Below are 24262 nucleotides of genomic sequence, written 5' to 3' on the forward strand. Positions count from 1 at the left end.
ACAAGCTTATCAGACCAAGAACACCTTGGCATAACGGAAAGGTTGAAAGAAGCCACAGAAATGACCAAGAAAGATTTTACAATTATTTGAGCTTTTACTCTTACGATGATTTAATTGTTCAAATGAAACAATATCTCAAACGTTCAAACAACATACCTATGTCTGTTTTGGGTTGGAAATCACCATTACAAAAACGAGCAGAACTCGAATACATCGTTGATTAAAGCCGCCGACAATGTGATGATTTCACTTCGCTACGCTCCGTTTAATCATCACATTGTCCTTTTCCCAATACTTTTTATTTTAATATCTCGGTGTCACATCATTGACAAATGAACAAGATTAAAAATAAATTAATTAAATATTTTGATGTAGACTACGCAACGACACTATGCTATAATTGGAGAGCGAAGAATAAGGAGACATCTTATGAACAAACTAAAAATCGCAATAGGCACTGAGGCTTTTCCGCCAACGATTGACGGCATCAGCACGGTTGCCAAATGCTATGCGGATATAATCAACGAAAAATACGGCGAAGCCATTGTAGTAACCCCTAAAAATCCAAACCAAGAGGACTACAAATACCCTTATGAGATTTACAGATACCAAAGTCTTTTTACCTTTGGCGAGGGTTATCCTGTCGGCTGGCCGTTCAAGGAAAAATTTGCAACCGACATCATTGCAAAAAATGTTGACATTCTGCATTCTCACTGCCCGATAGCCACAAGCTATTTTTACAGGAGAATAAACAGAATTTTCCGTATTCCGCAGGTTTTAACATATCACACAAAATACGAATACGACATTGAGGACAGAGTTCCGATTTGGGCAATTCGTCACAGAGCATACGGCTTTTTGCTCAACAACATCAAGTCGGCAGACGAAGTGTGGGTTACAAGCCACGGAACAGTTGACAGCCTGCGAAAAATCGGATACGAGGGCGACTATGTCGTTATGCCAAACGGCTGTGATTTGCCAAAATTTGACACAACGGACGATATGAAAGCTATGATGAGGCGCAAGCACAACATCCCAAACGATGTGCCGATTTTGCTTTTTGTCGGCAGAATGATGTGGTACAAAAATATCCGAATCACTCTTGATGCCTGCAAGCTCCTCAAAGACGAAGGCAGAGATTTCAGGATGATTATGGTCGGTATGGGTCCCGAAGAAAACCAAATCAAAAGATATTGCGCAAAGCTCGGGCTCAACGACAAGGTAATTTTCACAGGTCAAATTCTTGACAGAACCGAACTACAAATGTACTACGGCACTGCTGATTTGCAAGTGTTCCCATCTATTTTTGACACAAACGGTCTTGTTGTGCGTGAAGCTGCGGCAAGCGCCACACCGACGATTGTTGTGCACGACAGTTGCGCAAGTGAGGGAATCAAGGACGGCGAAACAGGATTTATTTGTCTTGAATCGGCTCACAGCGTCGCAAGGACAATCGACAAAATCATTGACAACAAAGATTTGCTCAACCGTGTCGGCTTGAACGCTCGTGATGAGATTTACATCAGCTGGGACGAAAGCATTGCCAAGGCATACGAAAGATACCAAGTTGTGATTGACAAATTCAAATCAACACCGCACGGCAAATACGAATACTAAACAAATTAAGCACCGCAGATTTTGCGGTGCTTTTTCGTTGATTTTATTTCGCTACTATCTCTTTTATGTCAAATTGTTTGCCTGATACAATTTTGAGATTGCCTGACGAACAAATCGGACAATCGGGCACAAAGGTTTTGACATGCCCCTCGTAGCCACAATCGAGGCATTTTGCCAAAGCCGGCATAACCTCCACCGTCATTTTTGCATCGGGATACTCCGTTGTGGGTGCTGTTGCCTGCCACGCTTCTTCAAGAAATTTCGGCACAACATCACTCATTTCGCCCACTTGCAAAACAATCTCGTCAAGTTCGGTCAAATTATTTTCAGCCATCACTTCGTCAACGGTTTTGACCACCTGGCATACAAGCCCCAGCTCGTGCATCAGTCGTTGTTCCAAGCGTTGATTTGACCCCTGAGCCAATCAAACCACTTGTCCATTCCCTCGCCTGTTTTTGCACTGACAAAGAAAATTTCCGCCTTCGGATTGAGTTTCTTAATTCTCTCAACAACAGCCTCGTCATCAAAATCAAACACGCTCTTTGTGTCAATTTTGTTGATGAGAACACAGTCGCAAATCGAGAACATAAGCGGATATTTGAGTGGCTTGTCGTCACCCTCCGGGACTGACAAAATCATTGCGTTTTTGCTTGCGCCCGTGTCAAATTCAGCCGGGCAAACAAGGTTGCCGACATTTTCAAGCACAACAAATTCAAAATCGCTTGCGTCAAAGCTGTCAAGACCTTGCTTTGTCATTCCTGCATCGAGGTGGCACATTCCGCCTGTGTGGAGCTGAATCGACTTTGCGCCTGCTTCTTCAATTGCTCTTGCGTCAACATCGGAATCAATATCTGCCTCCATAACTCCCATTTTATATTCATCCTTGAGAGCCTTGATTGTTGCTTTCAAGGTTGTTGTTTTGCCCGAACCCGGTGAGGACATAAGATTGAGCAAAAAGGTTCTGTCCTTTTTGAGCTGCTCACGAACCTTGTCTGCCTCTCTGTCGTTATTTTCAAAAACAGATCTTTTAATTTCTATTACCTTAAATTCACTCATAACAAAGTTACCTTTCATATTAGTACAAATAATATTGTATATTTTATAAATAATATTGTCAAGTAAAAAGCAACGATTCTCCCGCCGTAGAAAATCGTTGCTTTTTGATTAATCATTCAAGCATATGCTTTTTCTTGTTTGGAGGATTGAGGACGGTGTGACGCTGAATTCGTCAAGTCCCCAGTCGATAAGCATAGGGATTAAGCGTTCGTCTGCCGCCGCTTCGCCACACATACCAACCTGAATACCTGCTGCCTTGGCATTCTTAATTGTCATTTTTATTGCACGGAGAACCGCAGGCTGAAAAACATCATAAAGATAGCTGACATTTGCATTGCCACGGTCAACCGCCATTGTGTAACCTGTCAAATCGTTTGTTCCGATAGAGAAGAACTCTGCCTCCTTGGCAAGCAAATCGGAAATCAGTGCCGCCGACGGAGTTTCAATCATAACACCGACAGGTACATTTCTGTAACGAAGTCCCTCGTTTTCAAGTTCGTCGCAACATTCCTTAATCAAAACCTTTGCCTGCTTCACCTCGTCAACGGTTGTAACCAAAGGAAGCATAATTTTGATATTGCCGAATTGTGCCGCACGCAAAATTGCACGAAGCTGTGTTTTGTACAACTCCTTGTTGCCGAGGCAATATCTGATTGCACGGTAGCCCAAAAACGGATTATCCTCTTTTTCGATAGAAAGATAATCAATAGCCTTGTCACCGCCGATGTCGAGGGTGCGGATGATGACCTCCTTGTTGTCCATAGCCTTTGCCACGGTTGAATAAGCCTCAAACTGCTCATCCTCGGTTGGCTGATGCTCTCTGTCCATAAAGAGGAATTCCGTGCGGAAAAGTCCGATTCCCTCACCGCCGTTTTGCACAACATTTTGCGCATCTTCGGCTTTGCCGATATTTCCGTAAACCTTTTTGACAATACCGCTTTTTGTAACAGTCGGTTTGCCGAAATATTCGTTTAGGCTTTCTCTTTCTTCAAGATAAGCCTGTTGCTTTGCGGAATATTCCTCAAGCTCCGCATCGCTTGGAGAAATAAATACCTTGCCCTTAAATCCGTCAACTATGAGCTGTTCGCCATCTGCAATGCTGTCAACAGCACCGACAACCGACAACACCGCCGGTATGCCCATTGCCCTTGCAAGAATTGCACTGTGGCTTGTTACACCGCCGACTTCCGTAACAATTGCCGAAACATTGTCCTTGTTGATTTGGGAAGTCATAGACGGGGTGAAATCCTTTGCGATAAGCACCGAATTTTTAGGCACTGCCGAAATATCAACAGCATCCTCGCCAAGCAAAATTCTCAACAAGCTGTCCTTGATGTCTTTAATATCCGAAGCTCGTTGACGGGTAAGTTCGTCATCAACACCGGAGAACATATCAATAAACATTGAGCAAACCGTGTCAACGCCTGCCTCGGCAGTCATTCCGCCGTCAATGTTTTCTTCCATCTGTGCAAGCATAAACGGGTCTTGAAGCATCACCAAATGACCCTCCAATATCTCCGCTTCCTTTTCGCCGGCACTCTGCTTCAAATTCTCGGCAAGTGTCTTGGTTTCTTCAACAAAGGTGTCAACTGCGGTGTGGAGTTTTTGCTTTTCCTCCTCTGCACCTGCATATTTCACCTGCTTGTAATCAAGGTTGCAATCCTTTATAACAACAGCCTTGCCTATTCCGTATCCACGGGAAGCACCGATACCCTTTAGCATAACATTTCCCCTCTTTCTGTGTTGATTTGAATTGTTAATTATTCTTCGCCGAATCCGCTTTCGATAAGCTGTGTTGCCTCTGCAAGAGCCTCTGCCTCGTCTGCGCCCGAACATTCAACGGTGATTTCACTGCCGCACTTGATGCAAGCCGCCATAATGTTCATAATGCTTTTGCCGTTAATCTTTTTGCCGTCCATCTCGATTTCAACATCAGACGCAAACTTTGTCATTTCTGTTACAAAAACATTTGCGGGACGCATATGAAATCCCATTTTATTCTTGATTGTAAAACTCTTTGATACCATAATAATTACCTCTTATTTCTCTATAACGGGAGGGATAAGCCCTCCCGATTGATATTTTGTTTTGTAGTTTTTACGCCTTTTTCTTTGATGTAAGCGCCTTGAGCAATGTGAGAACAACTCCGCCGAGAAGCGAACCTGCCACAAGAGCAACGATATAAAGAAGAGGGTGTTCGCAAACTGCGAATGTGAAGATACCGCCGTGAGGTGCAGGGCAGGTTACATGGAACACTGCTGTGAGTGCACCTGCGAGTGCAGAGCCGACCATACAAGATGGGATAACTCTGAGCGGATCAGATGCAGCGTAAGGGATTGCGCCCTCTGTGATGAAGCAAAGACCCATAAGGTAGTTAACGGGACCACTCTTGATTTCTTCTTCAGTCCAGAACTTCTTTGCAAATGTTGTTGAAAGAGCGATTGCGATAGGAGGAACCATACCGCCAATCATAACAGCCGCCATAATCCAAGTGTTACCGTCTGCAATAGCCGCTGTGCCGAATACATAAGCCGCCTTGTTGAAAGGACCGCCCATATCGGTTGCCATCATTGCGGCAAGAACGATTGAAAGAAGAATTTGGCTTGTTTCGCCGAGTGATGAAAGACCGTTTGAAACCGCTGTGTTGAGAACACCGATAACAGGGTTGATGAGGCACATCAACGCACCTACAAGGAAAGTGCCAAACAACGGATAAAGGAATACAGGCTTGATTCCGTCCATTGCTTTTGGAAGCCACGAAAATACTTTTTTAAGAAGATTTACGATGATACCTGCTGCAAAGCCGGCAAAAAGTGCACCGAGGAAGCCCGAAACAGCCGTTGAATCGCCGACCATATTTTGATTTTCAAACATTGAATTAAAGGTGTAGCCCTGTGCGGCAATCATACCGCCGATCATACCAGGAAGCAAGCCCGGTCGGTCTGCAATTGATTGAGCAATATAACCTGCAAGAACAGGAAGCATAAAGCCAAATGCAACCTTACCAATCCAAAAGGGAACGGAAGCCGCAAAACTTGTAAAGCCGAACGAACCGTTTGCTGAACCGTCAGGCATTGTTGCGTTGCCCATAAGTGTATCAATGAGGAAGCCGAGTGCAATGAGGACACCACCACCGACAACGAACGGAAGCATATGTGAAACGCCGTTCATAAGGTGCTTATAAATCTTGTGACCGAAGCTTTCTTTTTCCAAATCATCATCGGCTGAAGCAGTTGCTCCGCCCTCTTCGTGATAAACAGGAGCTTTGCCGTCAACAATTCTTTGAATAAGTTCTTCAGGCTTGTTGATACCGTTTGAAACAGAAGTTTTTACAACAGGCTTGCCGTCAAATCTTGCCATTTCAACATTCTTGTCTGCGGCAATGATGATACCGTCACAATTTGCGATTTCTGCCTTTGTGAGCACATTCTTTGCACCGCCCGAACCGTTTGTTTCAGCCTTGAGCGGATAACCCATCTTTTCGCCTGCCTTTTCCAAAGCCTCGGCTGCCATATAGGTGTGAGCAATGCCTGTCGGGCACGCTGTTACCGCAAGGATTCTGTATCCGTCTTTTTTAACAGGTTTTTTCACCTCGTCAGGATATTTTTCGCTTTCTTTCTTGTCGATGATTTGCAAGAACTCGCCTGCTGTCTTTGCGTTGCGAAGTGCGTTGCAAAATTCAGGCTCCATAAGCATAACCATAAGTCTTGAAAGGATTTCAAGGTGCAAATCACCATCCATAGGCGCTGCAATCATAAACAAAATGTCGGACGGTTTTCCGTCAGGCGCTTCGTAATCAACACCACCCTTAACAGTAATTGCAGACAAACCCGGAACTTTTACGCTGTCGCTCTTTGCGTGAGGCACTGCAATACCCTCTCCAATGGCTGTTGTGCCTTGTTCTTCACGAAGCAAGATTGCATGTTTGTACTCCTGACGGTCTGCCAAATTGCCGACTGCGTCGTGAAGTGCCACAAGTTTGTCAATAGCTTCTTCTTTTGTTGCTACCGATGTATTCAGTTCGATTGCACCGGATTTTAACAAATCAATTATTCTCATAATTTTCCCTCCTAATTATGTTTTATATCAAAGCATCTTCCCAAATGCTTTTGTTACATACGCTCAAACACATTTTTTATTTCGTCAATTGTTGCAAGTTCCTCTGAAAAAGCAGTTGCGTTTCCGCAAGAAGCTCCGAGTTTCAAAGCATAGGCATAATCTTTTTTGTTGATGTATCCTGCCACAAAACCTGCCACCATACTGTCGCCGCAGCCAACCGAATTGACCACCTTGCCGTCAACATTGCCGATTGTTGTTACATTGCCGTTTTCGTCAATCAGCGTTGCGCCGTCCTTTGCTCTTGAAACAAGCACATTCCTTGCGCCCATTTCCTGAACCTTTTTTGCATACTTAACTATATCTTCCTCGGTCTTTATTTCAACTCCGAACAAGTCGCCGAGTTCGTGATGATTAGGTTTAACCAAAAACGGTTTGTACGGCAAAACATTTTTCAGCAAATCACCTGTTGCGTCAACCACAAAATTGACCTTTCGTTTTTGCAATCTTGCCAAAATTCTCTCATAAATATCATCGGGCAAAGTGCTTGGAATTGAACCTGCAAGCACCAAAAAGTCGCCCTCTTTGATGTCGTCAAGTTTTTCCATAAGCTCGTTGATTTCAAGTTCATTTATGTCAGGACCCTGTGCGTTGACATCAAGTTCCGTGTCTGCCTTTATCTTGACATTGATTCGGGTTTGACCCTCTTTGAGCCTGTTGAAATCGCAATCAATACCTTCCTCGACAAGCATTTGCTCGAGCTTTCTGCCCGTAAAGCCTGCCACAAATCCGAGCGCCCTGTTGTGAACGCCGAGCCTCGTCAAAATCACCGACACATTTATGCCTTTTCCGCCGTAATAAATTTCCTCACTCGAAGAACGATTTATGTCGTCATACCTGAGTTTTCCGACTTTCATAACATAATCAAGTGCCGGATTCAATGTAATCGTATAAACCATATCACACTACCTCCTTTATAACCGTTCGTTCCTTGATTGCCTCGTCCTCGCATTTGTCGCAGACAATACAAACCTCATCAATTGGCACAAATGTCACCGCCGAAACCTTGCCGAATTTTGAACTGTCTGCCAAAACATAGGTGACAAAACTTTTTTCAACCGCCACCGCTTTCAACATCGCCTCATCGGTATCGGGAGTTGTGCAACCTTGTTTTTCGCTGACTCCGTTTGTGCCGATGAATGCCTTTGAAAAGTTGTACTTTTGCAAATTCTTTGCCGCCGCAAGTCCTATGATTGCATCCGTAGTAGCCTTAACCTCGCCACCCACAATGAACGCTTTGCAACCAACCTGTGCAAGTTTTTTACAATGCGAAATTCCGTTTGTGACAAAGGTTGCCTTTGAACCCTTAAGATAATCTATCATAAGATAGGTTGTTGTGCCTGCGTCCAAAAAAACGAAGTCGTCATCATTAATTTGCTCTGCACAATATTTTGCAATCAAGGTTTTTTCATCAATATTTTTCAAAAACTTTTCTTCATTATTATCCTCGTTATTTACAAACTCCTGCGACAAAACCGTTGCACCGCCGTGCACCTTGTTTAGTTTTCCCAAATTTGAGAGCGCCACCAAATCTCGCCTGATTATACTTTCCGAGGTATCAAATTCCCGGCTGAGCTCCGTTACACTTGCCGAGCCTTTGTGAAGTACCAAATCTAAAATTCTTTGTCGTCTTTCCTGTGTAAGCATTTTCAATCACCATAGGTTTCACTTTCTACCCAAATTATAGCAATTCAATCAAATTCGGTCAATATCAATCAATAACTTTCGGCACATTTGCGTATTTTTGCCCTTTTTGTTGTTTAAATTACACTAATACAAAAACAAAAATGCCCACTTTTGACCGATTTTATTCATTCGGTCACAAAAGTGAGCATTTAAATTAATCTTAATTATTTAGTTTTAACCTTTCGTATGGTTGACCACTTTGAGTATACCTTTTTGCCGTTTACTTTCTTGTACGAACGAACACGAACATAGTATACCTTTTTAGCTTTGAGTTTTTTAATCTTAACCTTTGTTGATTTTTTGCTTACCTTGAAGGTCTTTTTATTCTTTGAGAACTTCTTGTTTGTTGCGATTTGAACCTGATAAGCAGAAACGCCGGCAACTTTTTTCCACTGTGCTGTGATTGATTTTTTGCCTGTTGAAATCTTTTGAACCTTTGTCTTTGCAGGTGTTGTTAACTGTGGCTTTGCAGTTTCGGGTTTTATAGTTGGTGCAGGCTGTGTTGGTTTTGTCGAATCGGAATTTGACAAATCCTTGATTTTCTGCTCGCAAGCATCGTCAAAATATGAAAGTGCACGAAGCGCATCTGCTGTTGCAAGCTGATTTTCAGTCATAGCACCTGTTTTCCAATCGGCAGCCATAAATACACCGTTGTTGTTCTTGCTTTCAAAATTTTTGAGAAGCTGATAAGCCTCATAAGCCTTGTCGAAATCGCCTGCTGCGGAATAAGCCATAAGAGCCATTGCAGTTGAATTGGCATTTTCTTCAAATGTTGTTTGATAACAATAGCCTTTATTTTTTTTATAACCAGCAATCAATTTTAGAGCATCATTATAATTAGTTTGATAATAAGCTTTATACGGTGCAACGGTTGCTACATATACCGAAGTATTGTCACAAGAATAGCCCCAATTGTCAAGACCCGAGCCAACCTTATAGCTCTTTGACATTTGGTCAATCAAATCCCTTGCCAATTCGTCATTGCCGATTGCCTTGCAAGCCTCAACAATACATCTGTAAAAATACGGATTTGAAACATTCTTGTTTGTCTGTGCAAAAGTTTCGAACGCTTGCTTAACATTGTAACCGCCGAAGTTTGTTACATCCTTGCCGAGAATTGTCAAAATATCAATGGCAACGGCATAGTAAACAAGGTTTTCCGAATCTTCGGTTTCTTTAGCCTGTCTTGCCATAATTTTGCCGTTGTTTGCCTTGAGATTGCTTTCGAGTGCAGTGAGATATTCCGACACATCTCCGCCTGCCTGTGCAAACTTGTGCACCTCATACGAATTTGCAACTGTCTGCGGTGTTGAAGCCTTGAGATAGTTCATTGCGCCGAGCATATCTGCCTTTGCCTCAACCTGTGCTGTTACAACCTCTTTTAAACCGAGGGCCTTTGTTTCAGCCAAAGCTGAAAAAGGAACTACTGCCGAAAAAATCATAACTGCCGACAGCAAAACCGATAATAGTTTTTTCATTACTTTTTACCTCCTTATAAATAAAAAAACTCTGTGTGTAGACAGAGAATGCAAAAGGGTATAGTAATCCTATACTATACTGTATTTTCTTGCTTTCCCATTGCCCAAAAGCGAAAATTAAGCTTAAAACTCGTCTCCCGACTTATGATATAGCACTGCTTGACTTTGCGCCTTCTCGTGTTACCGATGGCGTTGCAAAATCTTCATCAAATACGGTAATGGCGGTTGCTCGGGATTCTCACCCGATTCCGTTTGAATTAAGCCATTTCTACTTGATTATACACCTAATTATCAATTTGTCAATAAACTCTTGAAATATAATGATATATATAATAAAATAATATTAATAATATATGAGGTAACCGCTATGAAGAATATTTTATTTTATAAGAAAAAAGCAAAGGCTTGGGAGGAAGCACTTCCTGTCGGCAACGGCAGAATCGGTGCAATGGTTTTCGGCAACCTAAAAACAGAGAGAATCGCTCTCAACGAGGACAGCCTGTGGTCGGGCTATCCAAAAGATTTGAACAAAAAGGATGCCGGGAAATATCTTGAACCGCTTAGAAAAGCAATTTTATCGGGCGACCACAAAACCGCAAAAGAAATTGCAAACAGAGATTTTCACGGTCACTGGAGTGAAGCTTATCTTCCGTTCGGCGACCTTAACATTGAATATTCAAAAACAAGCAGAAAAGGCTACGAACGCACTCTTGACCTTGAAAAAGGTGTGTCCACCACAAAAAATGACTTGCTCACTCAAACCGTTTTTGTGAGCCATCCTGCACAGCTTTTGGTGGTTAATGTAAAGGCAAACGAGCCGATAAGCGCAAGAATTCAGCTTTTCAGCAAACTTCATCACAAGTGCTACACCGATGAAGATATGCTTGTTATCGAGGGCAAAGCTCCCGAGATTTGTATGCCACCGTACTACAACACGGGCAATGTGTTTGATTACGGCGAGGGCGGAATGAGTTTTGCAGGCGCTGTCAAGGTGCTTGGCACAGCAAGATTTGACGATGACGCAATCGTGATTACAAACCAAACAGAATTCACTCTTTTGGTGTCGCTTGCAACAAACTTTGTTGATTTCAAGTCAATGCCGGAGGGTGACCCACTTGAAAAGGCAAAGGAATATTTTGTAAACATCAGACCTTACGGTGAACTTTTGCGTGAGCACACAGACGATTTTTCCGCACTGTTTAGCAGAGTTGATGTTGATTTTGGCAGTGAGAGAGCAGATGTTCCGACCGACAAGAGATTGAAGCAATTCAAAAAAGGTGCAGACGACAACAACCTCATTGCACTCCTTTTCCAATACGGCAGATACCTCACTATTTGCTGTTCTCGTTCGGGCACACAGGCAATGACGCTTCAGGGCATATTCAACCCTCACTTGCGTGCGCCGTGGTCATCAAGCTACACCACCAACATCAACACCGAAATGAACTATTGGTGCACAGATATTTGCAACCTTTCGGAATGTTTTGACCCGTTCTTTGAGCAAGTCAAAAAGATGTGCATAAACGGCGAAGTTACCGCAAAAGATTACTATAACTGCACAGGTTCGGTTGCACACCACAACAGCGACATCTGGGGTGCAAGCTATCCTGCGGGCGACCCAATCGGCAAAACAGACGCCGAAAGCTACGCTTATTGGCAAAGTTCACTTCCTTGGATGCTCAATGAAGTTTTTGAGCACTACCGTTACACAAAAGACGAGCTTTTGTTTGAAGAAATGAAGCCGTATTTTGAAAAGGTACTCAATTTTTACAAAGATTATCTCTTTGAATTTGAGGGCAATTTGGTTACCTGTCCGTCAAGTTCACCCGAAAATACTTTCAACGACAACGGTCAGCGTGGTTGCCTCACCTATATGCCGACAATGGATATCGGTATTCTTCAGGAATTTTTCCAAAACTGCAACGAACTTGGCTTTGACACTCCTGAAATTCCAAGCATCCCTATCGGTTCTGACGGCAGAATCAACGAATGGGCAAAGGAATACGACGAAACAGAAGTCACTCACCGCCATGTGAGCCATCTTTACTGCGTTTATCCATCGGCTGTCGAACAGCCAAACGAGGTCAGAGAAGCTGCAAAGAAATCACTTTTGAAGCGTGGTTTTGACGGCACAGGCTGGGCACTCGGTTGGAAAGTTTGCCTTTGGGCAAGACTTGACGAAGCTGAAAACGCTTTGAAGCTCATCAAAAATCAACTTCGTCCAATCAATCCGAGAGGCTTGAAGCGTCCGGGAGGCGGAAGCTATCCAAATATGTTTGACGCTCACCCTCCGTTCCAAATTGACGGCAACTTCGGTGTTTCGGCAGGCATTGCGGAAATGCTCGTGAGAGGTGCAATTCCAAAGGAATGGTCGGGCTACGCAAAGGGCATCAAGCGTAAGGACGGCACAGAACTTAACATTAAGTTTGACAAAGGCGAGATTTATGAATAAAATTCTTGTAATCGGCTTGGGCGGAACAATCGGAAGTGTTGCGGGCGAAAGCATTTCGCTTGACGACAACTGCCTGAAAATTCTGGATGTCACAGAGCACACCAATGTGCAATTTGACACCGTTTCTCCGTTCAAGGTGTTGAGCGAAAATATGACAAAAGCACTTTGGCAGAAACTCATTGACTGCCTTGACGAAGTTGATTTTTCAAAATACAAGGGTGTAATTATTCTCCACGGAAGCGACACTCTTGCGTTTACATCAGCGATCATTGCCAATGCGTTTGCCGACAAAAACATTGTTCTTGTTGCTTCCGACAAGCCTGTTGAAAATCCGTTGAGCAACGCAAAAACGAATTTTGACACGGCGGTTGCACACATTCTTGCAGGCAACAACGGAGTTTACGCATCATATAACGGAATAAAAAAGGCGAACTGCATCACAAGCGCCGACATCAATGACGAGTTCAGAGCAATTTCTCACTTCCCCAAACCGACAAACAAGAAAAAAATCAGCAACAAAAATGTGCTGATTATCAGACCGTATATTTCTATGGACTTTGGCATATACAACCTTGAAAATGTTGACGAAGTGCTTATTGAAATGTATCATTCCGCAACCGTGCCGAACAGTGCAAAGGAATTTACAAAGTCGCTCAACATCCCATATCATTTTGTAACCCACAAAATGAGTGCCGACTACGAAACAGCACAGGATATTGAGAACATTATCTTTGGCACAACGATTGAAAATGCGTATGCAATGAGCATACTCGAATAATCATTTCCCACAGTCGCAAAAAACACAACAGCTCCCCTAAATGCCGAAACAAGGGAAGCTGTTGTAATTCTATACATATTTTAAAACATAAATAATATCGGTAATCACAGGCACATCGGGACGCAAATCCTTATCCTTGAACCAACCGAAGTTCATACGGATTGCCCTCATACCTGCCGAGAGTGCACCCTGAATATCATTAATCGGGTGGTCGCCGACATAAACACATTCGCCCGGTTCAACGCCGAGTCGTTCAGCTGTAATCTCAAAAAGTCGTGGGTCAGGCTTATGCACGCCCTCATCACCGCTGACAACCACAATATCGCACAGCGGTCGAAGTCCGCTTTTGTCCATTTTGTGATTTTGGAGAATTGACGGTCCGTTTGTAATCACTCCCGTGAGGTAGCCCCTTGCACGAAGTTCTTTGAGGAGCGGAACGGAATTTTCAAATATAACATTGTAATCACCGAAATTGACATCATAGTGATTTGCAAGAACAGTTGGGTCTGGAGCGTTTTTCCATCCCCACATTTTCACAAGTTCGGTGCACCATTCAACACGATTGACATAACCGCCGTTGCCTGTGTCCTCCATATCTTTCTTGCGTTTTTCCCGTTCCTCTGCCGACAAATCGGGCAAAAATTCATCCAAAAACGCATAGGCATATTTTTCAAAAGCCTTGGTTCTGTCTTGCAAAGTTTCGTCAAAATCAAACAATACTGCTTTTGTCATAATCAAGTTGTTCTTTGAGTTCTTCAACATTTTTGAAGATTTTTTCCTCTCGTTTATAATCAATAAGCTCCACCCTCACGGTTTTGCCGTAAAGGTCACCGCTGAAATCAAAAATATGAGTTTCGCAAAGTGGCTTATCAACCCTCCAAGTCGGGCGAATTCCAATATTGGTAAAGGACTTGTACTCCTTGCCGTCAACAAAAGTTCTGCTTTCGTACACGCCGTACTTCGGCACAATAAGTCCATCCGGCAAATGCTGATTGATGGTCGGGAAGCCGATTGTTCTGCCCCGCTTGTCACCGCCGATAACCTCATTTTCAAATGTAAAATTATAGCCAAGCATCTTGTTGGCATCCTTGATTTCCCCGTTTTTGACGCATTCTCTGATTCTCGTTGAGCTAATCGGCAAATCCTTGTAGTCAAGGTGCTCCAAAATACGCACCCAAACATCTTTTGCCTCAAGATACTTTCTCATATCCATAGCACTCCAAGAAGCGTTTTTGCCGAATTTAAAATTAAATCCGCACAAAACAATTCCTGCGTGAAATCTGCCTATCAAAATGTCGTCAATAAATTCCTCACCGCTCAAGTTCTTTATATCATCAAAAGACGCAAAAACGGCATTTGGAAATCGCTTTTCAAAAATGCTTTTTTGAAGAAGTGAAAATTTGTTGTTTACGCAGAAAATAATAACCTTTTGTGCACCCGTGGTGACGGTTTGATGTGCACGGTGCATACCGTCAAAATCGCCGAGTGCAACCGCAATTCTCTGCTTTTTGTTATTGTCTGTATTCATTATTCTCTAACGGACAAAATGCGAAGAACCTTCAGTTCGTCACCCTGTCTTTGTCCCAATCCTAAAAATTCGTTTTTATCACTGTACACGGTGCAAATCTCGTTTTGCTCAATGCTTGCACGAACACGGCTCATATCGAGTGCTCCGCCGTTGAAAAATCTTGTTGACTGCGCAGGCGAAACTCTCACCTTTTTGTAACAATCAAACATTCTTTCAATGTCGATAAGGACATCATCGAAGCCTTTGCCACTGTCTTTACGCTCCTGAAGTTCTGCCAAAGTTACGCAATCCGACAAATCAAATCCCATAGCCTTTGTGCGACAAAGTTCTGTCATAACCGCTCCGCAACCAAGTGCCGAGCCGATGTCATCAATCAACGAACGGATGTATGTGCCCTTACTGCAAAGAACATCAATTTGATAGATGTGCTCGGTTTCGTCAAAAGCAACCAATTCAAGCTCCTTGATTTCAACCTTGCACGCTTCACGCTCCACGGTTTTGCCCTCTCGAGCCAAATCGTAAAGACGCACTCCGTCCACACTTTTTGCACTGTACATAGGGGGAATTTGGTCGATAACCCCAACAAAATCACACATCACCCTTTTGACATCATCAACCGTGACCGCAACCTCGCTTTGCGAAGTCACCTCACCTGTAATGTCCAAAGTGTCCGTTGTCATTCCGAGTTTAAAGGTTGCACGGTAGCCCTTGTCGCTGTCGGGCAAAAAGTTCAAAAACCTTGTTGCTCCGCCAAACATAACAGGCAAAACACCCGTTGCCATCGGGTCAAGGGTGCCCGTATGACCGGCTTTTCGCTCCTTGGTTATGCCTCGGAGTTTTGCAACCACGCCGAAAGAGGTTATATCCTTTTCCTTATTTACACAGATTATTCCCGTCATATGTGCAATAATTCCTTTGATTTTTCAACAAGCATTTTTGTTGCGTTTTTTACATCACAATCAAATCTGCAAGCCGCCGCCTGCTTGTGACCTCCGCCGCCAAATGCCGAGGCAAGTTCCGCCGCATTTACGCTCTCATATGTTCTGATTGAGCATTTGCAAGTGCCGTCTGCCTTTTCACGAATGGTAAGACCGATTTCCACACCCTCAATTTGACGGGTGAGCGGAGGCAACGACTCGGTGTCAAGCTCGGTTGTGCCTGTCTTTTTGTACATCTCGTTTGTTACGGTTAGGATGCACACTCTCTCATCAAGAAAAAATTGCATACCCTCAATGGCAAGACGCTCCAAAGCGGCAAACTTTTTCGTCTTTGTTTCAAACATAACACGATTGATATAGCCGTTGTCTGCACCGAGGTCGATAAGTTCCGCAGCAGAACGATATGTATTTGATGTCGCAGATGAATACTTAAAGCAACCTGTGTCGGTTGTTATGCCTGTATAAAGGCAGTCAGCCATTTTTTTGTCAATGTCAACGCCAAGCGCCTTGATAACTTTAAGTATAATTTCGCAGTTTGCGGCAGCATCCGCATTGAGAAGCAAATACTTTGCGTAATCTGTGTTTGTGCCGTGGTGGTCAATACACAAATCAATTTTTCCGCCATAGGTGTTCTGAAGTCCGCCGAGAAGATTTTCCGTTGCAACATCAACGGCGATAACATACTTCTCGTCAAACTCCTGAACCTCTATATCGTCATAAAGATATTCATATTTTGTCGGAATAGGATCATCACAAATAAGTTTTGCCTGTTTGCCCAATTTTTGCAAAGCACGAAGCAGTGCGTATCCGCTTCCCAAGGTATCACCATCAGGATGAGCGTGGCAGAGAATTGCAAAACAATCCTCTTTTTTGAGCAAACCTGCACACTTTTCAACATTAATCTTCATCTTTAGTTTCTATACCCTTTAGCTTATCAAAAAGCTCCATTCCCTTTTCGATAGAGTCATCAGCAACAAAGCGAAGCTCCGGTGTTTTGCGAAGATGAAGCGATGAGCCGAGGCGACCACGGATAAATCCCTGTGCCGCCTTTAAGCCTTTTACTGCTTCCTTTGCCTTGTCAACGCCCTCAAGAGCGCTGATGTACACCTTTGCATAGCTCAAATCGTTGCTGACATCTACCTTAACAACTGTGAGCATACCGCCTACTCTTGGGTCTTTGACCTCACGGAGAATTGCGATAAGCTCTCTTTTTATATCTTCTGTAATTCGGTCTATTCTGTATCCTGCCATAAAATCTCCTGCACTGACTGTTGAGAAAGCATTTGAATTTGCTTTATCGGCAGTCTACTGATTAATCTCTGTATTCTTCAACAATATAAGCCTCGAAAACATCTCCTGCCTGAATGTCGTCAAAGCCTGCAAGGCTGATACCACATTCATAACCTGATGATACTTCCTTAACTTCGTCCTTAAATCTCTTGAGGTTAGCAATGTCAACATCTGCAAGTTCCTTGCCGTTTCTCATAACTCTAACCTTACCGCCACGCTTGATGTTGCCTGATGTAACAACACAACCTGCGATTGTGCCGGCAGATGAAATTTTGTAAACCTCACGAACTTCCGCAGAACCTGTGTCTACATCTCGATACTTAGGTGCTCTCATACCACGCATAGCGTTTTCAATATCTTCAATAGCGTCATAGATGATATTGTAAGTCTTGATTTCAATACCGTCACGGTTTGCACTTTCCTGTGCGATTGGGTCAACACCTACTGCAAAGCCAACGATTATTGCGTTTGAAGCGTTTGCAAGCATAACATCACTTTCGTTGATTGTGCCGACACCACCGTGGATAATCTTAACTCTAACCTCGTCATTTTCAATCTTGAGAAGTGACTGCTTAACAGCCTCAACCGAACCTTGAACATCAGCCTTAACGATGATGTTGAGGTCTTTAAGTTCGCCCTCGTGGAGAGTGTCGAACAAGGTGTCGAGTGTAACTTTCTGGAATGACTTGAATTCTTCTTCCTTTGCCTTTGCCTTACGCTGTTCAACAAGCTGACGAGCAAGTTTTTCGTCAGAAACGGCGTTGAAGAGGTCACCGCTCATAGGAACTTGGTCAAGTCCCATAATTTCAACAGGAACCGACGGTCCTGCACTGTTTATCTTCTTGCCCTGGCAGTCAACCATTGCTCTAACCTTGCCGACTGCTGTGCCTGCAACGATTACATCGCCTGCATTGAGAGTGCCGTTTTGTACAAGGAGAGTTGCAATAGGACCTCTGCCCTTGTCGAGTTTTGCCTCGATAACAACACCGCTTGCGCTTCTGTCAGGGTTAGCCTTGAGTTCGCACATTTCTGCAACAAGGTTGATTGTTTCAAGAAGTTTGTCGATACCCATTTTTGTCTTTGCAGAAACAGGAACGCAGATAACATCACCGCCCCATTCTTCAGGAACAAGCTCGTGCTCTGTGAGCTGTTGCATAACTCTGTCAGGGTTTGCACCCTCTTTATCCATCTTGTTGATGGCAACAATAATTTCTACACCTGCTGCTTTTGCGTGATTGATAGCCTCGATAGTCTGTGGCATAATACCGTCATCCGCAGCAACAACAAGAACGGCAATATCCGTGCTCATTGCACCTCTTGCACGCATTGCGGTAAATGCGGCGTGACCCGGTGTGTCAAGAAAAGTAATAACCTGTTTATCAGGAGCTACTACCTGATAAGCACCGATAGCCTGTGTGATACCGCCTGCCTCGGTTGATGTAACTGATGTGTTACGAATAGCATCAAGGATAGATGTCTTACCGTGGTCAACGTGACCCATAACACATACAACAGGAGGACGGGTTACAGCGTTTTCATCGTTTTCAACCTCTGCCTCGATAATCTGTTCCTCGATTGTAACAACAACCTCTTTTTCTACCTTTGCACCAAGCTCTGTTGCAACGATTTCTGCTGTATCATAGTCGATAACTTCATTTACAGATACCATCATACCGAGCTTCATAAGTGCCTTGATAACCTCATTTGCAGCAAGACGAAGGCGAGATGCAAGTTCACCGACGGTTATTTCGTCACCGACTGTAATCTTGATTTGTTGCTTCTTTCTCTGCTCTGCAATACGGGCAAGACGCTGTGCTTCTGTTTCTTTCTTTGAGCGAGCGTGCATGCCCTGTGGCTTTTTCTTTCTGTATTGCTTTGACTTTTGGTTAAGCTTTTGCTTCTTTTGATAATCGCCTACTGTGTTTGCAGGTGAAATATCCTCATACTTCTGATTGTACTTTTCAAGGTCAACATTGTTAACTCTTGTGTCAACATGACGAGCCTCACCCTTTGTTCTTGCCTGAGGTACTTGCTCTGCCTTTTTCTTTGCTTTTTCTTCTGCTCTCTTTGCAGCCTGCTCTGCCATTTGAAGAATAGCAGCCTGACTTTGACGCTTCTTATTTTTAGCCTCGTCTTTAGGGTCGACTTTGTCTTTCTTTGCATCCTTTTTAGGAGCTGACTTCTTCTTTGGAGCAGTCTTTTTCTGTGCAAAGTATTCATCAAAATTGCTTACGCTGTTTGCTTGTGTAAGTTTATCAAAAAGGATGTTGAGTTCATCCTCGTTAAGTGCAGTTGCAGCTTTTTTTGCAGGACCTTCGCAGTATTGGTCAAGTACTTCGATAATCTCTTTGTTTTGCTTTCCGAAGTCCTTTGCAACATCGGAAACCTTAATCTTTATTACCATACTCGTTTTCCTCCTGATTAATCAATTCTTTTATTCTGCGGGAAAAATTTATGTCGTCAACCGTAATAACTCCTGCCTTGTAGCCCAAGGCTCTGTGGATATCATTAATCGTTTCGGGAATAATGCTCACGGTTACATCGTGCTTTGACTTTTCTATGGCAACATCAAATTCGCCAACAAGTCGCTGTGACACATCCGACGCAAAAATCACAAGCTCGGTTTTATGTTCCATCACGGCTTTGAGCGCCATATCGTGACCCATAGAAAGTTTGCCCGCTCTTCTTGCCATTCCCAGCATTGAGAGATATTTTTTATTCGGCATTTGAAATTTCTTCTTCCATTTTATCGTATACGCTGTCCTCTATTTTCATAGAAAACGCTCTTTCAAAGGCACGCTTTTTTCTTGCTTGCTTCAAGCAATCTGCGCTTTTGCAAACATAAGCACCTCTGCCGGCTTTTTTGCCTGTGAGGTCAAGGCTGACCTCTCCCTCGGGACTTTTGACAACTCTCACAAGAGTTCGCTTGTCAAACATTTCTCCACAGCCTGTGCACATTCTCATAGGTACTTTTTTTGTTTTCATAAGCTATCACCTTTGTAATAAATTATTCTTCAACCGTGTTTTCGCTTGCACCCTCGTAGAAGCCTGATTCAGGTTTGATGTCAATCTTCCAAGAAGTGAGCTTTGCGGCAAGACGAACATTCTGTCCCTTGTTGCCGATTGCGAGTGAAAGCTGGTCGTCAGGAACTGTTGCTCTGCAAGACTTTGCTTCCTCGTCAAGAATTTCAACAGAAATTACATCTGACGGTGCAAGTGCGGCAGAAATAAACTCGACAGGATCGGTGCTGTATTTTACAATATCAATCTTTTCACCGCCGAGAGCGTCAACAACATTTGAAACTCTCTGACCCTTTGGTCCGATACATGAACCGACAGCATCAACATTTTCGTCCTTTGAATATACGGCAATCTTTGTGCGAGAGCCTGCCTCACGGGAAACGCTCATAATCTCGATTGTGCCGTCAAAAATTTCAGGAACTTCTGTTTCAAAAAGGCGTCTTACAAGACCCGGATGAGTTCTTGAAATCATAACCTTTGGACCTTTGCCCATATCCTTGACATCAACAACAAAAATCTTTGTGATTTGACCTTCAACAAATGTTTCGCCCGGAACTTGCTCTGCCTTTGGAAGAACAGCCTCGCTGTGACCGATTTCGAGATAAACATTACCTGTTACAGGGTCAACCTTGTTAACCTTTGCAGAAAGAAGCTCTTGGTTCTTGCTTTGGAACTCTTCAAGCATCTTTCCTCTTTCTGCTTCACGGATACCCTGACGGATAACATGCTTTGCAGTTTGAGCAACGATTCTGCCGAAGTCCTTTGTTTTGAGCGGAATATCAATTGTCTTGCCAACCTTTGCACTCTTGCGGATAAGCTGTGCCTGCTCAATAGTGAGGTCTGTGTCAGGATCTTCAATTTCCTCAACAACATTCTTGGTTACATAAACCTTAATGTTCATTTTTTCCGGATCAATGTCGCAATGTACAATGTCCTTGCCGTTGTAATCGTGCTTTGCGGCAACAACAATTGCGGCAGCAATCTTTTCGTAAAGATAATCTTCCGGAATTCCTTTTTCAGCTGTAAGCATTTTTACTGCTTCAAAAAATTCTTTGTTCATCATTTTTTCCTATTCATCCTTTCGGTATAAAATTCAAAATTAATTAAAGTTCTTTTGAAAAATCATTGATGTCAAAATCATCAAGTTTAACATAAGAGGTGTCTTTTTTGTTAACCGTAACAGTTTGACCGTCCTGAAGTTCAACGGTGATTTCCTTGTTTTCGTAGCTTGCAAGTTTTCCGTTAAAATCACGAACTCCGTCAATCGCTCTGATAGTTCTCATCATAACAGGTGAGCCGATATATTTTTTAAAATGCTCATCCTTGACAAGTTCTCTTTCAACTCCCGGTGAGCTGACCTCCATCATATAGCTTTGGCTGATAGGGTCTGCCTCGTCAAGCGGTTTTGATATAGCGTGAGTAAAATCAACGCAATCATTCATATCCACTCCGCCGTCTTTGTCAAGAAAAATACGCAGATACCAATCCGAGCCTTCCTTTGCAAACTGAATGTTCCAAAGGTCATATCCCATTTCGTCTGCAATAGGCTTGATTATTTCCTCAACCCTTTGCACTGTTGTAGGCTTTGCCAATTCACAATCCTCCCTACAATAAAAAGAAGCGAACCCGTTGGGTTCACCTCACTTTGATTTACATTCGATTATCTATATTATATATTATAATTTATATTTGTCAAGTCTTTTGTAGGATTTTCAGGCATTTTACCACCGTCGGAGCAAGCATTGCAAAGCCGAAAGGCACGGACAGCACCACCATAGGTATGCAAAATACCACCATAAGCACAATTTGCTTTGTCGTCAACTCATCGATTCTGATAAATCCCACGCAAAAACCTGTAAGCGACGACACGGGAACAAGAGCACAAACAATCGACAAAAGCACCTTTTCGCCAAACGACATCGCAATGTTTATATCATCTCTGCTCGAAATTGCAACGACCAAAATCAAAGTCAGTCCGAAAAATGCAACAAAGGTTATCAAAGTGCCGACTAAAAATCTTTTTGCCGTCTTTTTGCTCCAATTTTTATACATAAAACCAAACCGTTCTTTCAAATAAATTCATACTTCTTAAATAATAACAAATTAAGTGTTGAAAAACAATATAAAATGGTATAAAATATAGCTGTTAAAAAAGAAATTAATTTTGGAGGATTAATTATGGCTAATCAAGTAGTAGTAGAAATTTCTGCTCGTCATGTTCATGTATCAAAGGAAGATTTGGAAACACTTTTCGGCAAGGACTATCAGCTCACAGTAAAGAAAGAGCTTTCACAGCCGGGTCAATTCGCTTGTGAAGAAAGAGTAAGAGTTGTCGGCACAAAGGGTGAATTCCCTGCAGTTTCAATTCTCGGTCCATGCAGAAATGCAACACAGGTTGAGCTTTCTCTCACAGATGCTCGTTCAATCGGCGTTGTTGCTCCTGTAAGAGAGTCAGGCGACATCGAGGGTTCAGGCACTTGCAAGCTCGTTGGTCCGTGCGGTGAAGTTGAAATCGCTTGCGGTGTTATCGCAGCAAAGCGCCACATCCACGCAACAACAAAGGACGCAGAGGAATTTGGTCTTACAAACGGCGAAATCGTTTCAGTTGAAATTCCATCAGCAAACGGCAGAAACCTCACTTTCGGTGATGTTGTTGTCAGAGTAAGCGACAGCTATGCACTTGCTATGCACATCGACACAGACGAAGCAAATGCAGCAGGTATGAAGCCAAACACAATGGGAACTATTATCAAATAATAAGACTGCTGATAAAGTTCCTGAAACACGCCAAAATATAATTAACAAATTATGCCTTCACTTGTTATTCAAGATGAAGCAACACGAAGTGTTGAAGGAAGGATTTTAAAAACACCGTAAGTTTGATACTTACGGTGTTTTTGGCGTTTTTCGTTTTTTGCTCAGTCGAAAGAAAAAGCCTTCCAAAAAATCTGTGAATTTTTTGGAAAGAGGAAAAACATATGTAGTATACTTGCAAAACTATGTTTTGTTCTATACGGAATATGTTTTGACGAGGTACATCTTCCTTCCCAAGAAAACGAAATTCAGAAACTTTCTCAACAGCTTAAAATAAGACGGATTTTTTATGTTTCTTCAATATAAATATCAACCTTAAAGATTGCCTCGGTTTGCAACAACCTGTATTCTTCCGAAGCAAGCACAAACTGCTTAAATTCATCTATATCTTCAATCCACTCACAGCTTGCAAAATCCTCGTATTTCATACTCGGCGGATACACAACATCCGTATGCAATTGAACATACTCGTCACCGCTGTCTTTGTATTGCAAAACGAGCGAAAAATAGTACTCTTCATCGCAGGTGAACTGATACAAACCCGTTTCAAACAGAAAATTCTTTTCAGGCAGGTCTGCACTGCACTCCTCGCAAAATATGTCAACAATTTCTTCAAGAGAAGTACTATTATTAATTTTTTGCTTCAAATTTTCAACTAAATTTTCCATATCAAACTCACTTATTCTTACAAATTTTGTTGGAGAATATAACCAAAAGAACAACGCCTACAACAACCACCGGGAACAGAATTCCAACCATATAAAAGTCTTTGTTGACAAATATTCCGATAAACGAAATGACTGCAACAACAATAGAAAAAACGGCAAACATACGGTTGATTTTTTTAGTATCATACTCGTTCTGATTGCTTTCGGAAGTGTTCAAACCCGCAATTAAAAAATCGCCTTTATTGAACGCAAAAATTATACCGAAAACAAGAAAAATCACCGTTAAAACAATGTAAATTGCCATAAAACCACCTCAATTCTAATTGTAAATTCAATATAACACAAAAGGAAAGTATTGTCTACAAGAAATAACCGTAAGGGCGAACTGCGTTCGCCTAAAGACTGTACAGATACAATTCAAGCATAAAGTCAACACAAATATAAAAAATAAACCACTCGAAAGAGTGGTTTGTTTTTATGTCGGCATCGACCTATTTTCACAGGAGGCTGCCCTCCAACTATTTTCGGCACGCGTGAGCTTAACTACCGTGTTCGGTATGGGAACGGGTGGACCCTCAGCGTAATAAACACCGACTATGAACTGTAACTGTTAATCACAGTTATTTTTGTGACCTGTTGGCTTTTCCTTTAGGTCTTGGTGACCCGTAGGAGAATCGAACTCCTGTTTTCGCCGTGAGAGGGCGATGTCTTAACCGCTTGACCAACGGGCCATAGATGGTACACCATCACGGGCTCGAACCGTGGACACCCTGATTAAGAGTCAGGTGCTCTACCAACTGAGCTAATGGTGCATAGCTCT

The 24262-nt window shown here is 42.8% G+C and carries 26 protein-coding genes, 2 tRNA genes, 1 rRNA gene and 1 riboswitch; of the genes, 5 read left to right on the forward strand and 24 right to left on the reverse strand.

The window, feature by feature from the left end; genetic code table 11:
• Together B5D29_RS07960 and B5D29_RS07965 are read left to right on the forward strand one after the other, a co-directional pair.
• Window positions 1–224: integrase core domain-containing protein (locus B5D29_RS07960; RefSeq protein WP_143406757.1), on the forward strand; the 224-nt coding region annotated here is incomplete at its 5' end.
• 205 nt (window positions 225–429) lie between these two features.
• Window positions 430–1617: a glycosyltransferase gene (locus B5D29_RS07965; RefSeq protein ID WP_078769039.1), complete on the forward strand. Its 1188-nt coding sequence runs from the start codon at window positions 430–432 to the stop codon at window positions 1615–1617.
• A gap of 43 nt (window positions 1618–1660) precedes the next feature.
• On the opposite strand, the gene B5D29_RS07970 is transcribed toward B5D29_RS07965, so the two are convergent.
• From B5D29_RS07970 to B5D29_RS08005, 8 genes are all read right to left on the reverse strand, one after another.
• The gene (locus B5D29_RS07970; RefSeq protein WP_078769040.1) at window positions 1661–2002 is read right to left on the reverse strand and encodes a hydrogenase maturation nickel metallochaperone HypA; all 342 of its coding nucleotides are present in this window, start codon (window positions 2000–2002) and stop codon (window positions 1661–1663) included.
• Window positions 2002–2673: a hydrogenase nickel incorporation protein HypB gene (hypB, locus tag B5D29_RS07975; protein ID WP_078769041.1), complete on the reverse strand. Its 672-nt coding sequence runs from the start codon at window positions 2671–2673 to the stop codon at window positions 2002–2004. The genes B5D29_RS07970 and hypB overlap by 1 nt, the downstream gene beginning before the upstream one ends.
• A gap of 108 nt (window positions 2674–2781) precedes the next feature.
• Window positions 2782–4395, reverse strand: a complete 1614-nt coding sequence (gene ptsP / locus B5D29_RS07980; RefSeq protein ID WP_159443446.1) for a phosphoenolpyruvate--protein phosphotransferase — start codon at window positions 4393–4395, stop codon at window positions 2782–2784.
• A 38-nt stretch (window positions 4396–4433) separates the two neighbouring features.
• The gene (locus B5D29_RS07985) at window positions 4434–4700 is read right to left on the reverse strand and encodes an HPr family phosphocarrier protein (RefSeq protein WP_078769043.1); all 267 of its coding nucleotides are present in this window, start codon (window positions 4698–4700) and stop codon (window positions 4434–4436) included.
• Window positions 4701–4770: 70 nt separating this feature from the next.
• A complete protein-coding gene (locus B5D29_RS07990; RefSeq protein WP_078769044.1) occupies window positions 4771–6732 on the reverse strand; it encodes a PTS fructose transporter subunit IIABC in 1962 nt (653 codons plus the stop codon).
• A gap of 53 nt (window positions 6733–6785) precedes the next feature.
• Window positions 6786–7688 (reverse strand): 1-phosphofructokinase, encoded by a 903-nt coding sequence (gene pfkB / locus B5D29_RS07995; protein ID WP_078769045.1) that lies wholly within the window; start codon window positions 7686–7688, stop codon window positions 6786–6788.
• Window position 7689: 1 nt separating this feature from the next.
• Window positions 7690–8436 carry a DeoR/GlpR family DNA-binding transcription regulator gene (locus B5D29_RS08000; protein ID WP_078769046.1) on the reverse strand — a complete coding sequence of 249 codons (747 nt, stop codon included), beginning with the start codon at window positions 8434–8436 and terminating at the stop codon, window positions 7690–7692.
• 203 nt (window positions 8437–8639) lie between these two features.
• On the reverse strand, window positions 8640–9953 hold the full coding sequence (locus tag B5D29_RS08005; RefSeq protein ID WP_078769047.1) for a fibronectin type III domain-containing protein: 1314 nt from the start codon (window positions 9951–9953) through the stop codon (window positions 8640–8642).
• 110 nt (window positions 9954–10063) lie between these two features.
• Window positions 10064–10249, reverse strand: a riboswitch (cobalamin riboswitch).
• Between the two features lie 71 nt (window positions 10250–10320).
• Here B5D29_RS08005 and B5D29_RS08010 point away from each other — a divergent pair.
• Both B5D29_RS08010 and B5D29_RS08015 read left to right on the forward strand, forming a co-directional pair.
• Entirely contained in the window at window positions 10321–12405 is a 2085-nt protein-coding gene (locus B5D29_RS08010; protein WP_078769048.1) for a glycoside hydrolase family 95 protein, read from the forward strand.
• A complete protein-coding gene (locus B5D29_RS08015; RefSeq protein ID WP_078769049.1) occupies window positions 12398–13183 on the forward strand; it encodes an asparaginase domain-containing protein in 786 nt (261 codons plus the stop codon). Before B5D29_RS08010 ends, B5D29_RS08015 begins: the two co-directional genes overlap by 8 nt.
• Before the next feature lie 69 nt (window positions 13184–13252).
• On the opposite strand, the gene B5D29_RS08020 is transcribed toward B5D29_RS08015, so the two are convergent.
• The 11 genes from B5D29_RS08020 to B5D29_RS08070 all read right to left on the reverse strand — a co-directional run bounded on the left by B5D29_RS08020 (window position 13253) and on the right by B5D29_RS08070 (window position 22012).
• A complete protein-coding gene (locus tag B5D29_RS08020) occupies window positions 13253–13915 on the reverse strand; it encodes an HAD family hydrolase (protein ID WP_159443447.1) in 663 nt (220 codons plus the stop codon).
• Entirely contained in the window at window positions 13893–14711 is an 819-nt protein-coding gene (locus B5D29_RS08025) for a riboflavin kinase (RefSeq protein WP_078769051.1), read from the reverse strand. Before B5D29_RS08025 ends, B5D29_RS08020 begins: the two co-directional genes overlap by 23 nt.
• A complete protein-coding gene (truB, locus tag B5D29_RS08030) occupies window positions 14711–15610 on the reverse strand; it encodes a tRNA pseudouridine(55) synthase TruB (RefSeq protein WP_078769052.1) in 900 nt (299 codons plus the stop codon). The genes B5D29_RS08025 and truB overlap by 1 nt, the downstream gene beginning before the upstream one ends.
• Window positions 15607–16557: a DHH family phosphoesterase gene (locus B5D29_RS08035; RefSeq protein ID WP_078769053.1), complete on the reverse strand. Its 951-nt coding sequence runs from the start codon at window positions 16555–16557 to the stop codon at window positions 15607–15609. Before B5D29_RS08035 ends, truB begins: the two co-directional genes overlap by 4 nt.
• Window positions 16547–16900, reverse strand: a complete 354-nt coding sequence (rbfA, locus tag B5D29_RS08040; RefSeq protein WP_078769054.1) for a 30S ribosome-binding factor RbfA — start codon at window positions 16898–16900, stop codon at window positions 16547–16549. The genes B5D29_RS08035 and rbfA overlap by 11 nt, the downstream gene beginning before the upstream one ends.
• A gap of 61 nt (window positions 16901–16961) precedes the next feature.
• Entirely contained in the window at window positions 16962–19343 is a 2382-nt protein-coding gene (gene infB, locus B5D29_RS08045) for a translation initiation factor IF-2 (protein ID WP_078769055.1), read from the reverse strand.
• Window positions 19327–19665 carry a L7Ae/L30e/S12e/Gadd45 family ribosomal protein gene (locus tag B5D29_RS08050; RefSeq protein WP_078769056.1) on the reverse strand — a complete coding sequence of 113 codons (339 nt, stop codon included), beginning with the start codon at window positions 19663–19665 and terminating at the stop codon, window positions 19327–19329. Before B5D29_RS08050 ends, infB begins: the two co-directional genes overlap by 17 nt.
• Window positions 19655–19924, reverse strand: a complete 270-nt coding sequence (rnpM, locus tag B5D29_RS08055; RefSeq protein WP_078769057.1) for an RNase P modulator RnpM — start codon at window positions 19922–19924, stop codon at window positions 19655–19657. The genes B5D29_RS08050 and rnpM overlap by 11 nt, the downstream gene beginning before the upstream one ends.
• A 22-nt stretch (window positions 19925–19946) precedes the next feature.
• Window positions 19947–21023 carry a transcription termination factor NusA gene (gene nusA, locus B5D29_RS08060; RefSeq protein ID WP_341465263.1) on the reverse strand — a complete coding sequence of 359 codons (1077 nt, stop codon included), beginning with the start codon at window positions 21021–21023 and terminating at the stop codon, window positions 19947–19949.
• A gap of 40 nt (window positions 21024–21063) precedes the next feature.
• Window positions 21064–21552: a ribosome maturation factor RimP gene (locus B5D29_RS08065; protein ID WP_242941765.1), complete on the reverse strand. Its 489-nt coding sequence runs from the start codon at window positions 21550–21552 to the stop codon at window positions 21064–21066.
• Between the two features lie 100 nt (window positions 21553–21652).
• Window positions 21653–22012 (reverse strand): hypothetical protein, encoded by a 360-nt coding sequence (locus tag B5D29_RS08070; protein ID WP_078769059.1) that lies wholly within the window; start codon window positions 22010–22012, stop codon window positions 21653–21655.
• Window positions 22013–22138: 126 nt separating this feature from the next.
• Here B5D29_RS08070 and pduL point away from each other — a divergent pair, with 126 nt between their 5' ends.
• Window positions 22139–22717: a phosphate propanoyltransferase gene (gene pduL, locus B5D29_RS08075; RefSeq protein ID WP_078769060.1), complete on the forward strand. Its 579-nt coding sequence runs from the start codon at window positions 22139–22141 to the stop codon at window positions 22715–22717.
• 344 nt (window positions 22718–23061) lie between these two features.
• Here pduL and B5D29_RS08080 read toward each other — a convergent pair whose 3' ends face one another.
• The 5 genes from B5D29_RS08080 to B5D29_RS08100 all read right to left on the reverse strand — a co-directional run bounded on the left by B5D29_RS08080 (window position 23062) and on the right by B5D29_RS08100 (window position 24254).
• The gene (locus B5D29_RS08080; RefSeq protein WP_078769061.1) at window positions 23062–23442 is read right to left on the reverse strand and encodes a hypothetical protein; all 381 of its coding nucleotides are present in this window, start codon (window positions 23440–23442) and stop codon (window positions 23062–23064) included.
• Between the two features lie 7 nt (window positions 23443–23449).
• Entirely contained in the window at window positions 23450–23746 is a 297-nt protein-coding gene (locus tag B5D29_RS08085; protein WP_078769062.1) for a DUF3784 domain-containing protein, read from the reverse strand.
• Between the two features lie 174 nt (window positions 23747–23920).
• Window positions 23921–24037, reverse strand: a 5S ribosomal RNA gene (rrf, locus tag B5D29_RS08090).
• Window positions 24038–24098: 61 nt separating this feature from the next.
• Window positions 24099–24173 (reverse strand) — tRNA-Glu (locus B5D29_RS08095).
• Between the two features lie 5 nt (window positions 24174–24178).
• A tRNA-Lys gene (locus B5D29_RS08100) sits at window positions 24179–24254 on the reverse strand.
• Between the last annotated feature and the right edge of the window lie 8 nt (window positions 24255–24262).

The sequence above is a fragment of the Eubacterium coprostanoligenes genome, assembly GCF_900167205.1.
Classification (GTDB): domain Bacteria; phylum Bacillota; class Clostridia; order Oscillospirales; family Acutalibacteraceae; genus Eubacterium_R; species Eubacterium_R coprostanoligenes.